This window comes from Luteimonas sp. A611, from assembly GCF_054072715.1.
Window position 1 is genome coordinate 353456 of record NZ_JBSVRP010000003.1, and the last position, 14884, is coordinate 368339.

Annotated in this window: 14 protein-coding genes; 10 read left to right on the forward strand and 4 right to left on the reverse strand. The window is 70.6% G+C overall.

Translation table 11 applies throughout. From position 1 onward, the window contains the following. Positions 1–130: 130 nt before the first annotated feature. Entirely contained in the window at positions 131–916 is a 786-nt protein-coding gene (locus ACW5EG_RS14740; protein WP_457019182.1) for a TSUP family transporter, read from the reverse strand. 124 nt (positions 917–1040) lie between these two features. Between ACW5EG_RS14740 and ACW5EG_RS14745 the strand changes: the two genes are divergently transcribed. From ACW5EG_RS14745 to ACW5EG_RS14785, 9 genes are all read left to right on the forward strand, one after another. Then, on the forward strand, positions 1041–2345 hold the full coding sequence (locus tag ACW5EG_RS14745; RefSeq protein ID WP_457019269.1) for an amidohydrolase: 1305 nt from the start codon (positions 1041–1043) through the stop codon (positions 2343–2345). 309 nt (positions 2346–2654) lie between these two features. After that, a complete protein-coding gene (gene queF / locus ACW5EG_RS14750) occupies positions 2655–3467 on the forward strand; it encodes an NADPH-dependent 7-cyano-7-deazaguanine reductase QueF (RefSeq protein WP_457019184.1) in 813 nt (270 codons plus the stop codon). A 147-nt stretch (positions 3468–3614) separates the two neighbouring features. Then, on the forward strand, positions 3615–3989 hold the full coding sequence (locus tag ACW5EG_RS14755; RefSeq protein ID WP_457019185.1) for a LysM peptidoglycan-binding domain-containing protein: 375 nt from the start codon (positions 3615–3617) through the stop codon (positions 3987–3989). A 51-nt stretch (positions 3990–4040) separates the two neighbouring features. Beyond that, positions 4041–4523 (forward strand): hypothetical protein, encoded by a 483-nt coding sequence (locus ACW5EG_RS14760; RefSeq protein ID WP_457019187.1) that lies wholly within the window; start codon positions 4041–4043, stop codon positions 4521–4523. 153 nt (positions 4524–4676) lie between these two features. Beyond that, on the forward strand, positions 4677–6902 hold the full coding sequence (locus tag ACW5EG_RS14765) for an NADP-dependent isocitrate dehydrogenase (protein WP_457019188.1): 2226 nt from the start codon (positions 4677–4679) through the stop codon (positions 6900–6902). Between the two features lie 391 nt (positions 6903–7293). After that, positions 7294–8160 carry a class I SAM-dependent methyltransferase gene (locus ACW5EG_RS14770; protein WP_457019190.1) on the forward strand — a complete coding sequence of 289 codons (867 nt, stop codon included), beginning with the start codon at positions 7294–7296 and terminating at the stop codon, positions 8158–8160. Positions 8161–8346: 186 nt separating this feature from the next. Further along, positions 8347–8751: a PPC domain-containing protein gene (locus ACW5EG_RS14775; RefSeq protein WP_457019192.1), complete on the forward strand. Its 405-nt coding sequence runs from the start codon at positions 8347–8349 to the stop codon at positions 8749–8751. 12 nt (positions 8752–8763) lie between these two features. After that, the gene (locus ACW5EG_RS14780) at positions 8764–9318 is read left to right on the forward strand and encodes a pseudouridine synthase (RefSeq protein ID WP_457019271.1); all 555 of its coding nucleotides are present in this window, start codon (positions 8764–8766) and stop codon (positions 9316–9318) included. A 99-nt stretch (positions 9319–9417) separates the two neighbouring features. Further along, the gene (locus ACW5EG_RS14785) at positions 9418–10518 is read left to right on the forward strand and encodes a hybrid sensor histidine kinase/response regulator (protein ID WP_457019194.1); all 1101 of its coding nucleotides are present in this window, start codon (positions 9418–9420) and stop codon (positions 10516–10518) included. A 166-nt stretch (positions 10519–10684) separates the two neighbouring features. Here ACW5EG_RS14785 and ACW5EG_RS14790 read toward each other — a convergent pair whose 3' ends face one another. Continuing rightward, positions 10685–11050 carry a hypothetical protein gene (locus ACW5EG_RS14790; RefSeq protein ID WP_457019196.1) on the reverse strand — a complete coding sequence of 122 codons (366 nt, stop codon included), beginning with the start codon at positions 11048–11050 and terminating at the stop codon, positions 10685–10687. A 223-nt stretch (positions 11051–11273) separates the two neighbouring features. After that, positions 11274–13760, reverse strand: coding sequence for an ATP-dependent helicase HrpB (hrpB, locus tag ACW5EG_RS14795; protein ID WP_457019197.1), 2487 nt, complete (start codon positions 13758–13760; stop codon positions 11274–11276). 112 nt (positions 13761–13872) lie between these two features. Here hrpB and ACW5EG_RS14800 point away from each other — a divergent pair, with 112 nt between their 5' ends. Continuing rightward, complete coding sequence (locus ACW5EG_RS14800; RefSeq protein ID WP_457019198.1) at positions 13873–14676, forward strand: TatD family hydrolase; 804 nt, start codon at positions 13873–13875, stop codon at positions 14674–14676. Positions 14677–14739: 63 nt separating this feature from the next. On the opposite strand, the gene ACW5EG_RS14805 is transcribed toward ACW5EG_RS14800, so the two are convergent. Beyond that, a complete protein-coding gene (locus ACW5EG_RS14805; protein ID WP_457019199.1) occupies positions 14740–14883 on the reverse strand; it encodes a YadA-like family protein in 144 nt (47 codons plus the stop codon). Position 14884: the final 1 nt, after the last annotated feature.

Genomic DNA, 14884 nt, shown 5'->3' on the forward strand with positions numbered 1-14884 from the left:
ATGTTTGAACTTGTCATCCCGAACCGCAGGTGAGGGATCTCGATCACCGACGCAGGCCTGACAGAGCGAGATTCCTCACCCGCTGCGCGGGTTCGGAATGACACGAGTCAGGACTTCGGATGGCGGGTCACTAGAGCCCCAGCCACTGCCGCAGCGGATGCGCCGGATCGGCCAGCAGCCGCAGCGCCAGCGCGATCGACACCACCACCAGCAGCGGCCGGATCACGCGCGCGCCCTGGCGCATGGCGAAGTGCGAGCCCAGGCGCGCGCCGATCCATTGCCCGGCGCCCATCACCAGGCCCACCTTCCAGATCACCGCGCCGGCCGCCAGAAACACCACCAGCGCGCCGACGTTGGAGCCGAAGTTGAGGAACTTGGTGTGCGCGGTGGCCTTGAGGATGCCGAAGCCGGCCAGCGACACGAAGCCCAGCATCAGGAACGAGCCGGTGCCCGGCCCGAACACGCCGTCGTAGAAGCCGATCGCCGGCACGAACAGCAGGCCAAACAGCAGCGGGCTGATCCGGCGCTGGCGCTCGATCTCGCCGACGCCGCGCTTGAATCCGAAGTAGAGCGCGATCGCGACCAGCAGCACCGGCAGCACCGCGTGCAGCCAGTCGGTGGGCAGGACGGTGGCCAGCAGCGCGCCAGCGGCCGCGCCCAGCGCTGCGGTGAGCACCATCGGCCACTGCCCGCGCAGCTCGACGTGGCCGCCGCGCGCATAGCTCCAGCTGGCCGCGCCTGAGCCGAACACCGCCTGCAGCTTGTTGGTGCCCAGCACCTGCAGCGGCGGGATGCCGGCCAGCAGCATCGCCGGAATGGTGACCATGCCGCCGCCACCCGCGATCGCGTCGATGAAGCCGGCCAGCAGCGCGGCCAGGAACAGCCACGCCAGCACCTGCACTGCGATTTCGTACATTGCAATCCAGGCGTGCGCGCAAACGCCGCGCGAAGGCGGCAATTCTACGCGGGCGCAGCAAACCCGATCCGGTAGCATCGCGAGGATTCCCGACCGGAGAGACGCGATGCGCCAGCCCCGCCCCATGCCGACCTTGCTGGCGCTCATGCTGGCCGCATGCCTGTCGCTGCCGGCCACCGCACAGGACGCACAGCGCGCGGAGGTGGCCGAGGCCGCGCGCACGCTGCAGGCCCAGGTGGTGGAGTGGCGCCGCGACATCCACCAGCATCCCGAGCTCGGCAACCGCGAAACCCGCACCGCCGCGCTCGTCGCCGACCACCTGCGCGCGCTGGGGCTGGAGCCGAAGACCGGCATCGCCACCACCGGCGTGACCGCCGTGCTCAAGGGCGGCAGACCGGGCCCGCGCATCGCACTGCGCGCCGACATGGACGCGCTGCCGGTCACCGAGCGCAGCGGCCTGCCGTTCGCCTCCACGGCCACGGCAAGTTACCGCGGCGAGACCACCGGCGTGATGCACGCCTGTGGCCACGACGCGCATACCGCGATCCTGATGGGTGTGGCGCAGGCGCTCGTGGGAATGCGCGAGCAACTCGCGGGCGAGGTGCTCTTCATCTTCCAGCCGGCCGAGGAAGGCCCGCCCGACGGCGAGGAAGGCGGCGCCGAGGAGATGCTGGCGCAGGGCCTGTTCGACGGCTTCAAGCCCGAGGCGGTGTTTGGGCTGCATGTGTTCTCGACCATCCACGCAGGCCAGATCGGCGTGCGTGGCGGCCCGCTGATGGCGGCGTCGGACCGCTTCAATATCGTGGTGCAGGGGCGGCAGACGCACGGCTCGCGGCCCTGGGGCGGGATCGACCCGATCGTGGCTGCCGCCGACGTGGTCGGCACCGCGCAAAGCATCGTCAGCCGCCGCCAGAACATCTCCAGGCAGCCGGTGGTGGTGAGCTTCGGCTCGATCCGCGGCGGCATCCGCTACAACATCATTCCCGACAGCGTCGAGCTGGTCGGCACCATCCGCACCTTCGACGAGGACATGCGCCAGCAGGTCTTCGCCGACCTGGCCAATGTCGCCGACAAGGTGGCGCAAGCGCACGGCGCAAGCGCCGTGGCCAAGGTGCCCGACAGCAAGGGCAATCCGGTCACGGTCAACGATCCGCAGCTCACCGCGCGCATGCGGCCGAGCCTGGAGAAGGTGGTGGGCGCCGGCAACGTGATCGATCCGGGCCTGACCATGGGCGCGGAGGACTTCTCGTTCTATGCGCGCGAGGTGCCGGCGATGTTCTTCTTCGTCGGCGCCACCCCGCCGGGCCAGGATCCGATGAAGGCGCCCAGCAACCATTCGCCCGAATTCTTCCTCGACGAATCCGCGCTCGATGTCGGCCTGCGCGCGATGCTGCAGGTGAGCCTGGACTATCTCGCCGGCGAGCCGTAACGCGGACAAGGCCAGAGACTGCATGCCTGGCTCGCCGCGTCATCGACAGGGCCGGGCACGGGCCTGAATTCGCATCCGTCGCCTGGAGCGGGGCTTTTGCCACGGATCACGCGGATCACGCGGATACGGGCCGCTCGCTTCGTCCTGTCCCGCCTCGATCCGCGTGATCCGCGTGATCCGCGAAATCCGTGGCCGGCTTCGCCTTCGACACCTCGTCCGGCCAGGGCCACGGCCGCATCCGGGGGGCGGTCGACCACGAAGGCGCTTCACCCGGCGCGGGCGATTCGCGCCCGACGATAGAATGCGGTCATGTCCCGACCCGAAGATTCGCTGCTCGGCCGCGAAGTCGCCTATCCGCGGCACTTCGACCCCGCGCTGCTGTTCCCGATCCCGCGTGCGGCCGGCAGGCAGGCGCTGGCGCTGGCCGGCGCGCTGCCCTTCATCGGGCACGACCGCTGGCACGCCTACGAGCTGTCGTGGCTGGACCCGCGCGGCAAGCCCGTGGCCGCAACCGCCACGCTGGGCGTGCCGGCCTCGACCCCGAACCTGGTCGAGTCCAAGTCGCTCAAGCTCTATCTCAACTCGCTCAACGCCACCCGCTTCGACGATAACGAGAGCGTGCGCACGCGCATCGCGGACGATCTGTCGCAGGCGGCCGGCGGGCGCGTGGAGGTCCGGTTCGGCCTGCCGCCGCTGTCCGGCGATGACCAGGCCATCTGCATCGACGCGCTGGACGTGGAGATCGACAGCTACGGCCCGCCCGATCCCGGCCTGCTCCGCTCCGAGCCCGGCGACGATGCCGACGAGACCCTGCGCAGCGAACTGCTCAAGTCCAACTGCCCGGTCACCGGCCAGCCCGACTGGGCCACGGTCGACATCGCCTATCGCGGCCCGCGCATCGACCACGCCAGCCTGCTGCGCTACCTGGTCTCGTTCCGCGAGCACGCCGGTTTCCACGAACAGTGCGTCGAGCAGATCTTCGTCGACCTGCTGGCCCGCTGCGGGCCGCAGCGGCTGTCGGTCGAGGCCCGCTACACCCGCCGCGGCGGCCTGGACATCAATCCCTGGCGCGCCACGCCCGGCTGCCCGCCGCCGGCGCCCCGGCGCGATCCGCGGCAATAGGCAATAGGGAACCTCTGAACAACTGTCGCCATCCCCGCGAACGCGGGGAGCCATAGCTGAACGACGCAGCTGCCGGGCCGCGATGCGCCCTTAACGCCCCGCGTGCCACCGTCCTCCCGCACACCCATTGGCGAGGAGCGTCCGCGCATGAGCAACGACCGGAAACCCGATTTTTCCAGCGTCCAGAGCGGCGCCAACACCAAGCCGGCCGGCGGGCAGGAAGGGGGCGGCGGCGGCGGCACGCTCGCTGGCGCCAAGCCCGATTTCTCCAATGTCCGCAGCGGCGCCGACACCGTGCCCACCGACCAGGGCGGCGCGCGCAGCTACACGATCGAGCAGGGCGACACCCTGTCGGCCATCGCCAAGCGCGTCTACGGCAAGGCCAGCGACTGGCAGCGGATCTTCCAGGCCAACCGCGACACGCTCGACAACCCCGACCGCATCTTTCCCGGGCAGGTGATCACGCTGCCCGAGATCGAGGAAGACGGCGAAGGCAAGGCCCCACCGCCCTCTGCGGCCTGATCCAGACCTGACGACTCCATCCAAGACGACCCCATTCAAGAGGACAACACCATGCGCCATACCCGTCTCTCGCAAGCCCTGCTGGTCGCCGTCGTCGGCGCTGCCGCCCTCGTTGGCTGCCGCAAGGACGAGCCCGCACCCGTCGTACCGCCGGTCACGCCGGTCGAGACTGCGCCCACCGCGCCGACCCCGGCGCCGATGGCCACTCCCGCCGTCACCTCCGGTGCGGTCACCCTGGGCAATGCGATCGGTGCCAACAACACGATCGCGATGCCGCTGACCTCGTTCGCCGCCGGCGACACCATCCATGCTTCGGTCGCGACCGACGGCACCGCCCCCAGCCGCCTCGTCGCGAAGTGGACCCACCTGGACAGCAACCAGACCGTCGCCGAAGAAACCAAGGACGTTGCCGCCGGCGCACAGACCACCGACTTCCACATCAGCAACCCCGACGGCTGGCCGACCGGCCGCTACCGCGTCGAGGTGTCGCAGGACGGCAGCGTGATCAACACCAGCGAGTTCGACGTGCGCTGACACACGCGAGCCTCGTGCTCCATCGAAAGCGCGGCGAAAGCCGCGCTTTCCTGTTTTCAGGCGCCCCGGATATCCCGGCCTTTTGCCCCATCCCCGTCGAAGCGCGACAATGGCGCGCTTGCCATTCCGCTGCTCGACGAGAAGAGAACCTCCATGTCCGACACGCCGAAGATCATCTACACCCTCACCGACGAGGCGCCGTTCCTGGCCACTGCATCGCTGCTGCCGATCGTGCAGGCGTTCGCCGGTGCCGCGGGCATCTCGGTGGAGACACGCGACATCTCGCTGTCGGGGCGGATCCTGGCGCAGTTCCCGGACAGGCTCGCGGACGCACAGAAGGTGGCGGACGACCTGGCCGAACTCGGCGCGCTGGCCAACACGCCCGAGGCCAACATCATCAAGCTGCCCAACATCAGCGCCTCGGTGCCGCAGCTCAAGGCCGCGATCCGCGAACTGCGGGCGCAGGGCTATCCGCTGCCCGACTATCCCGACGAGCCCAGGGACGATGGCGAGCGCGACGTCCGCGCCCGCTACGGCAAGGCCCTGGGCAGCGCGGTGAACCCGGTGCTGCGCGAGGGCAATTCCGACCGCCGCGCGCCGCGTTCGGTGAAGGAGTTCGCGCGCAAGCATCCGCACCGCATGGGCAAGTGGAGCGCTGATTCGCGCTCGCACGTCGCGCACATGGACGATGGCGATTTCTACGGCAGCGAGCAGTCCGCGACGATGGCCGCGGCCGGCAGCCTGCGCATCGAGTTCGTCGGCAGCGACGGCGGCACGACCGCGTTGCGCGCTCCGCTGAAGGTGCAGGCTGGCGAAATCGTCGACGCCGCGAGCATGTCGCGCAAGTCACTGGCCGCCTTCATCGCCCGCGAGATCGAGGACGCGCGCACGCAGGGCGTGCTGTTCTCGCTGCACCTGAAGGCGACGATGATGAAGGTCTCCGACCCGATCATGTTCGGCGTCGCGGTGACCGAGTTCTACCGGCCGGTGCTGGAGAAGCACGCCGACGCGCTGGCGCGGGCCGGCTTCAATCCCGACAACGGCATCGGCGACCTGTACGCACGCCTGGACGCGCTGCCGGGCGACGCGCGTGATGCGATGCGCGCCGAGATCGACGCGCTGTACGCACGGCGGCCGTCGCTGGCGATGGTCAACTCCGACAAGGGCATCACCAACCTGCACGTGCCCAGCGACGTGATCGTCGACGCCTCGATGCCGGCGATGGTCCGCGACTCGGGCGGCATGTGGAACGCGCAAGGCAAGCTGCAGGACACCAAGGCGGTGATCCCCGACCGTTGCTACGCCGGCATCTACCAGGCGGTGATCGAGGACTGCAAGGCCAACGGCGCGTTCGACCCGGCGACGATGGGCAGCGTGCCCAACGTCGGCCTGATGGCGCAGAAGGCCGAGGAGTACGGCAGCCACGACAAGACCTTCCAGGCGCCGGGCGACGGCGCCATCCGCGTGATCGACGACGCCGGCAACACGGTGTTCGAGCATGCGGTCGAGGCTGGCGACATCTGGCGCATGTGCCAGACCCGGGACGCGGCGATCCGCGACTGGGTGAAGCTGGCCGTCGATCGCGCCGCGCTGAGCCACACGCCGGCGGTGTTCTGGCTCGACAGCGCGCGCGCGCACGACGCCCAGGTGATCGCCAAGGTCGAGCAGTCCCTCAAGCAACACACGCTCGACGCGCTCGACATCCGCATCCTGCCGCCGATGGAGGCGATGAAGCTCTCGCTCAAGCGCATCCGCCGCGGCGAGGACACCATCTCGGTCACCGGCAACGTGCTGCGCGACTACCTCACCGACCTGTTCCCGATCATGGAGCTGGGCACCAGCGCCAAGATGCTGTCGATCGTGCCGCTGATGGCCGGCGGTGGGCTGTTCGAGACCGGGGCCGGCGGCTCGGCGCCCAAGCACGTGCAGCAGTTCATGGAGGAGAACTACCTGCGCTGGGATTCGCTGGGCGAGTTCCTGGCGCTGGCCGCTTCGCTCGAGCACATCAGCCAGCGCTGGCTGAACTCGGCGGCGCCGGCGCTGGCCAAGGCGCTGGACGAGGCCAACGGCCGCATCCTCGACGAGAACCGTTCGCCGGCGCGCAAGGTGGGCCAGCTCGACAACCGCGGCAGCCACTACTACCTGGCCCTGTACTGGGCGCAGGCGCTGGCCGCGCAGGACGAACATGCCGGGCTGAAGCAGAAGTTCGCGCCGCTGGCCGCCGCGCTGGCGGACCAGCAGGAGCGGATCCTCGCCGAACTCGTCAGCGTGCAGGGCCGCCCCGTGGACATCGGCGGCTACTACCGTCCCGACACGCGGAAGGTGTCGGCGGCCATGCGTCCAAGCGACACCTTCAACAGCGCGCTGGCGGGTCTGTAGCGCGCGCCCAGCGGCCTGCTACACGTCGAAGCCCGGCCATCGCGCCGGGCTTCGCGTTTGTACCGGCCGCCGAGTGCAACGTGCTGCGGGGACCTCGCAACCGCACTGTCTACTGTCATCCCGAACGCAGTGAGGGATCTGCGTTTGCGGTGGACGCCGCGCGGTCGCATCCGAAGCAATGCCCTGCCACGGATGACGCGGATGACGCGGATCAAACGCGGATGTGTTGAAGGACGTCCCCACAGCACCGAGTCTTCGCCTGCTGCTGCCTGATCCGCGTCATCCGCGTAAATCCGTGGCCTGCACTGCTGCCCTGCGGCGCGTCAACGCACCGGGATCCACCCGGGACAGCCGTGCTAGCCTCGCGCGATCACCCGTCAGGAACACGCCCATGATCCGACACACGATCCTCCGCGCCGGCCTGCTGGCCCTGGCCCTGTCGACCGCGCTGCCCGTGCTGGCTGCCGAACCCGCGAGCGACGCTGCCGACGCGGCGCAGCCCGCTGCCGACGCCGCGCTCGCTGCCGCCATCGCCGGCGACTGGCGCAGCGAAGACAACCGCGTGCGCGATGCCCATCGGCATCCGGCCCAAACCCTGGCCTTCTTCGGCATCGCACCCGACCAGACCGTGGTCGAGATCACCCCGGGCGGCGGCTGGTACGCCGAGATCCTTTCCCCCTACCTGCGCGAAGGCGGCCGCTACGTGGCCGCGGTGGTCGATCCGCAGGCGCTGGCCGAAGGCCGCCGCGACTATGCGCAGCGCTCCAAGGACGGCATCGAGAAGACGTTCGCGGACGCATCGGCGCAGTTCGACCGCGCCACGGTCGTGGCCTATGACCCGGCCGCGCCGAAGTTCGGCGAGCCCGGCTCGGCCGACCTCGTCGTGACCTTCCGCAACGTGCACAACTGGCGCGGCAGCGGCCAGGCCGAGGGCATGTTCAAGGGCTTCTTCGACGTGCTCAAGCCCGGCGGCGTGCTGGGCGTGGTCGAGCACCGCGCCAAGGCCGACGTGGCGGCCGACGACCGCTCCGGCTACGTCGGCGAGGCGCAGGTGATCGCGATGGCCGAGGCCGCCGGGTTCACGCTCGACGCCAAGAGCGAGGTCAACGCCAACTCGAAGGACACCAGGGACCACCCCAACGGCGTGTGGACCCTGCCCCCGGGCAACAACCATGACGCCGCGGACGCGGAGAAGTATCGCGCGATCGGCGAGAGCGACCGGATGACGCTGCGCTTCGTGAAGCGCGCTCGCGAGTAGTCCGCAGCAGCGATCCGCCCGCACCGCGCGCGCGGGCGACATCCGTCTGCCCGCGCGCTTTGCTTCGGCACCCGCTCGCGCGCGCCAATCCAGACCCACTAAGCTATGCGCCGCTCATCGACCGGCCTGAGCGACTGCCGCGCCGCGGCAGCCGATCGACGCGCGCACCCACTCGACAGGAATCCCATGCGCAAGACCCTCCTCGCCCTGAGCCTCGCCGCCGCCGCAGTTCCCGCCATCGCCGCCCAGCCGCTGTCGGTCGGCACGACCGTGCAGGGCCAGCTGCTCGCCACCGACCGGCCCAGTGACCGCGGTGGCCGCAGCCACGACTACAGCCTGCGCCTGCAGCAGGGCCAGCTGGTCGCGGTGACGGTGAAGTCCGGGGATTTCGATCCGGTGGTGATCGTGTTCCGCCCCGACGGCGACCAGCTGGGCGAGAACGACGACCGCGACGACGGCAGCACCAACGCGCTGCTGGTGGTGACCGCGCCGGAGACCGGCAGCTACACCGTGCGCGTGAATTCACTGCCGATGGGCGAAGGCCACGTGGGTGGCTACAGCGTGCGCGCAAGCGTGATCAGCGACGACTAGGCCGGCGTGGCGCTGATCGCGCTCAACAAGCCATTCGGCGTGCTGTGCCAGTTCACCGACCGCAGCGTGCCGCCGCGGCGCACGCTTGCGGAATTCGGGCTGCCGCCCGGGGTGTATCCGGCCGGCCGGCTCGACCACGACAGCGAAGGCCTGCTGCTGCTGACCGACGATGGCGCGCTCGCGCACCGCATCACCGATCCGCGCCACAAGCAGCCCAAGACCTACCTGGTGCAGGTGGAAGGCGCGCCATCGCCGGAGCAGCTGCAGCGGCTGCGCGAGGGCGTCGACCTCAACGATGGCCCGACCCGCCCGGCGCAGGCGGCGCTGATTGAAGCGCCGACGCTGTGGCCGCGCGATCCGCCGGTGCGCTACCGGCGCAGCGTGCCTGACGCCTGGCTGCGGCTGGTGATCGGTGAAGGGCGCAACCGGCAGGTGCGGCGCATGACCGCCGCGGTCGGCCTGCCGACGCTGCGGCTGGTGCGGGTGGCGATTGGAAACCATGTTCTGGACGGCCTGGCGCCAGGCCAGTGGCGCGAGATCGACCCGTTCCAGAGCGCTCTTCACTAAACTGAACGGGCCGGGTTCCGGCCCTGCCCGCCCGTCTGATAACGTGACCGGCCGGCAGCCATTGCGGCATGCCGGCATTGAAAGGACTCGCGCGCGCAGATGCCGACAGCGAAGACCATGGCGGGGCGGGTAGTGGTCGTCGACGACCAGCCATCCAACCTTCGCGTCATCAGCGCGCTGCTGTCGCGCCAGGGCTATACGGTGCACACCGCCGAAAGCGGCGCCGACGCGCTGCAGCTGCTCGAGCGCCAGGGCGCCGACCTGTTGCTGCTGGACATGATGATGCCCGGCATGGACGGCTTCGAACTGCTGGAGGAGGTGCGCCAGAATCCGGACTGGTCCTCGGTCCCTGTGGTGTTCCTGACCGCCGCGCACGACCGCGAGCTGCTGCTGCGCGCCTTCGATTCGGGCGCGGTGGACTATGTCACCAAGCCGTTCATGCCCGAGGAACTGCTGGCCCGCGTGCAGGCCCACATCGGCCTCAAGCTCACCCGCGACCGGCTCGAGCGCGTGGCGCACGAGCGCCAGGAGCTGGTGAACCTGGTCGCGCATGACCTGAAAAACCCGCTGACCAGCATCTTCTTCGCCAGCGACCTGTTGATCACCGGGCAGACCCGCGAGGACCGCATCCCGCGCTACCTGCAGATGGTGCGCGACAGCGCCGAGGATGCGCTGGACTACATCCGCCGCTACCTGGAAACCCAGGCCTCGGCCCGTCCGCGCGCGGACGACGCGTCGGCGCGCGCCTGCCTGACCGAACTGGCGCAGTGGATCGAGCAGCGCTACGCGCTGCAGCTGGAGGAGCGCGGTTCACGACTGCGCATCGACGAGCTGCCGGAGCAGACATCGGTGGCGATCGATGCGCTGGTACTGCGCCAGGTCTGCGAGAACCTGATCAGCAACGCGATCAAGTACGCGCCGGGCAGCGACATCGACCTCGTGCTGCGGCCCAGCGCACCGGGCTACTGGCAGCTGCGCGTGGAGGACCGCGGCCCGGGTATTCCCGAGAGCCAGCATTCGTCGCTGTTCACGCCGTTTTTCCGGATCAGCACCGGCGACGCGGCGACCGATGCTGCGTCCACGGGGCTGGGGCTGTCGCTTGCGCGCCAGATCGTGGCGGCGTCGGGCGGTGAGTTGCGCTACGAAGACCGCGACGGCGGCGGCGCGTCGTTCGTGCTGGAGCTTCGGCAGGCGGTTTAGGGCAACGCTGAAAAACTGTCATTTCGAGCGTAGCGAGAAGTCTCTGCTCCTGATTTCCGAGATTCCTCACTGCGTTCGGAATGACAAACGGTACTTTTCAGCGTTGCCCCTTAGACGGCGGCGCGCACCTTGCCGATGCCCGCCGCGCGTCGTCACGACAGGTTGCTTACTCGCCCGATCCGGCGCTCTCGGTGCCTGCCTTGCGTTGCGTGCGCGGTGCCGACTTGCCCGGCGCGCGGCGCGACTCGACCCTGCGTGCCTGTCCATCGATCGTCTGCCCGGCGGCCTGCTTCTTGCGATAGCGGTGGACCGCATACCATGCGGCGCCCGCACCGACCACCGTGGCCACGAGCCACGCCGGATGGCGGCGGACGAAGTGCCCGGCCACGCGCGAGCCGGTCTTGGCCATGCCGAGCGCCGCACCGGTCTGCAGCAGGGTGCCGGCGCGGGTCGGCATCCCGTCACGGATGCTGTCGCCCACCTGGCCGACGAGGTCCATCACCCTGTCGGAAATCGAATCGAGTCTGGTCATAGGGGTGTCCTGGGTTGCGCTACGGGTGGAGTGTGCGACAGGAAACGTAGCTGCGGCGTGATTCGCGGCGCGCGTCAGCTGTCGCCAATCGCTCAACTGCCCCGCGGCTTCGCCCGATGCGTCGCCACCGCATTCCATGGATCCTCGGGCCGCGCAGCGCAGCGCCAACCGCCTCCGGCCTGTCGCACCGTCGCCACGGGCGATACCAGTGACTCGCCAATTCTCAGCTCCCCCGCGGCTTCGCCCGATGCGTGGCCACCGCATTCCATGGATCCTCGGGCCACGGATGCTTGGGATACCGCCCTTTCATTTCCCTGCGCACCTCCGGCCACGTCCGCTCCCAAAACCCGCGCAGGTCGCGGGTGACCTGCAGCGGCCTGCCGGCAGGCGAGAGCAGGTGCAGGGTCAGTGGCACCCGGCCATCGGCGATGGCGGGCGTCTGTCCCAGGCCGAACAGCTCCTGCAGCTTCACCGCCAGCACCGGCGGCTGCGGGCTGCCGTCGTGTTCGAGCGCGTAGTCGATGCGGCGCTCCATGCCCGAGGGCACGCGGATGCGCGACGGCGCGAGGCGCTCGACCTGCTGGCGCTGGTCCCAGTCCAGCCGCGCGCGCAGGCCTTCGCCCAGCGCTTCCTCCGACAGCGCATCGATGCGGGTGGCGCCCGCGAACAGCGGCCGCAGCCAGGCATCGCGGCTGGCCAACAGCACGCCGTCGGAAAGATCGGGCAGGCCCAGCCCGGGCATCCACGCGCGCAGCGACTGCACGCGTGCGCGCCACTGGCGCAGGCCGTCGCTCCAGGGCAGCGCGTCCAGCCCGAGGCTCGCCACCGCATCGGTCAGCGCCTGCGCGGCCCGCGCAGGATCGACGCGACCGGCGGGGCGGGCGTCCAGCACGATGCCATCGAAGCGGCGCACGCGTTCGGCGACCAGGGCGCGGCGCGCGGCGTCCCAGCGCACTTCGTCGCGTTCGATGAAGCGCTCGGGGAAGGTCTCGCGCAGCAGCGCCTCGTCCACCGGCGCGCCGCGCAGCAGCAGCGAATCGCGGTGTTCGAAGCGCAGCTCGCTGGCCACGATCCAGGCTTCGCCGCGCAGGCTGCTGTCCTCGGCCAGGCGCGCCATGCGTCCGTTGGCCAGCTGGCAGCGCAGCAGATCGCTGCCGTGGCGACGGCCGATGCGGTCGGGAAAGGCATGCGCGAGCAGGCCGCCGAGTGCGTGCGCTGGCGCATCCGGCGCAGGCCCCGGATCGCGGCCGAGGCGACGGCGCCACTGGCGCGCGGCCGCGTCGATCGTCGCCAGCGTGGCGCGATGGGCGTCGGGCCCGACGCGGTTGCGACGGAACGCCGCCAGCGCCAGCCAGCGCTCGCGCCAGCCGTCGCTGCGGCTGCGCAGGGGATCGCGCGCCTCGACCAGCGCGGCGAGGTCGCAGGCCAGCGCGCGCGCGCCGTCGTCGCGCGCCGCCAACAGCATCGCCGCCAGCCGCGGATGCGTGCCCAGCGCGAGCATGCGCCGGCCCTGCGCGCTGATCCTGCCGTCCGCATCCAGCGCGTCGAGCCGCTGCAGCAGCTCGCGCGCGGCGGCCATCGGCCCGGGCGGCGGCGGGTCGACGAAGCGCAGTGCGTCGCTGCCCCAGGCGGCCAGCTCCAGCGCCAGCGAGGCGAGTTCGACCTGCGCGATTTCGGGACGACGCTGTGGTTCGAGCCGCTGCGACTGCGGCCACAGCCGATAAGCCCAGCCCTCCGCCACGCGACCGGCGCGACCGGCGCGCTGGTCGGCCGAGGCCTGCGAAATCGCCACCGTCTCGAGTCGCGAAAATCCGCTGTTGGGGTCGTGCCGCGGCTCGCGCGCCAGGCCGCTGTCGATCACCACGCGCACGCCGGGCAGGGTGACGCTCGACTCGGCGACATTGGTCGCCAGCACCACCCGGCGGCGGCCGTCGCCCGCCGGCTGCAGCACGCGCGCCTGCTGGTCGACGGGAAGGTCGCCGTGCAGTTCGAGGACTTCGACGTCGGCTTGACGGCCCAGCGCCATCGCCAGGCGCGCGATCTCGCGCCGCCCGGGCAGGAACACCAGCACGTCGCCCGGATGCTGCGCCAGCGCGTGTTCGACCGCGCGCCGGGCCTGCGCTTCCAGCGCCTCGTCGCGGCGCGTGGCGAGGTGTTCGATGCGCACCGGAAAGCTGCGCCCCTCGCTCGACAGCCGCGGCGCATCCAGGAACGCCGCCAGCCGCTCGCCATCGAGGGTGGCCGACATCACCAGCAGCCGCAGGTCCTCGCGCAGCCCGGCCTGCACGTCGAGCGCCAGGGCCAGGCCGAGGTCACCGGCCAGGTGGCGCTCGTGGAATTCATCGAACAACAGCGCGCCGACGCCCTCCAGCGACGGATCGTCCTGGATCATGCGGGTGAGGATGCCTTCGGTGACCACCTCGATCCGGGTCCGCGCAGAGACGCGGCGCTCGAACCGGATGCGATAGCCGACCGTGTCGCCGACCTCTTCGCCCAACTGCCGGGCCATGAACATCGCCGCGCTGCGCGCCGCGACACGACGCGGCTCAAGCATCACGATCTTCGCGCCGCCCAGCCACGGCGCATCGCGCAGCGCCAGCGGCACCTGGGTGGTCTTGCCGGCACCCGGCGGCGCCTCCAGCACCAGCCGCGGATGCGCGTCGAGGCTGCGCAGCACGTCGGGCAGCAGCGGCGTGATCGGGAACGTCATCGCCCCATTGTAGGAGCGGCTTGTAGGAGCGGCTTCAGCCGCGATGCGTTGCCCGGGGGCCCGGCGCGAGGGGGAGAGCCTTCGCGGCTGAAGCCGCTCCTACAATGGGCGCATGGAACTGATCGATATCGGACTCAACCTCACCCACGACAGCTTCGACCACGACCGCGATGCGGTCTGGCAGCGCGCGCGCCAGGCGGGCGTGGGCCGCGCCATCCTCACCGGCGCCAGCCGCGAGCACTCGCCGGCTGCGCTCGAGCTGGCGCGCACCCGTCCCGGCGAATGGTTCGCCACCGTCGGGGTGCATCCGCACCACGCGGTCGAGTACACGCCCGAATGTGACGCGGAAATGCGCGCGCTGCATGCGCATCCGGAAGTCGTGGCAGTGGGCGAATGCGGGCTGGACTACTTCCGCGATTTCTCGCCGCGACCCGCGCAGCGCAAGGCGTTCGAGCGGCAGCTGCAGATCGGCGTCGACACCGGCAAGCCGCTGTTCCTGCACCAGCGCGATGCGCATGCGGATTTGCTGGCGATCATGAAGCAGTTCGACGGCCAGCTCGGCCCGGCGGTGGTGCACTGCTTCACCGGCACGCGCGAGGAGCTGTTCGACTGCCTCGACCAGGACTGGCACATCGGCATCACCGGCTGGCTGTGCGACGAGCGCCGCGGGCAGCACCTGCGCGAGATCGTGAAGAACATCCCGGCCAACCGGCTGATGGTCGAGTCCGACGCGCCCTACCTGCTGCCGCGCACGCTCAAGCCCATGCCGAAGGACCGGCGCAACGAGCCGGCCTTCCTGCCGCATATCGTCGAGGAACTCGCGCGCGATCGCGGCGAGGCCGTGGAGACCACCGCGGCGACCACCACCGCGACCGCCAGCGCGTTCTTCCGCCTGCCCGGCGCAGCGGCCGGCTGATCGGCGCAAAGCCGGGCGGACTGCGGCGCCGGGTGGCCGGCGCCGCGATCCCGCGGCGCGCTGTCAGAGGTCGATGCCCAAGCCGATGCCGCCCGAGCGCTCGCCGCCGCTGAAAGCGCCGCCCACCGGGAACGAGGCGCGCTGGCCGATGCGCTTGCCGTAGCCGATCGACAGCGCCTGCTCGCCGCCGTTGAAGCCGGCGCCCACG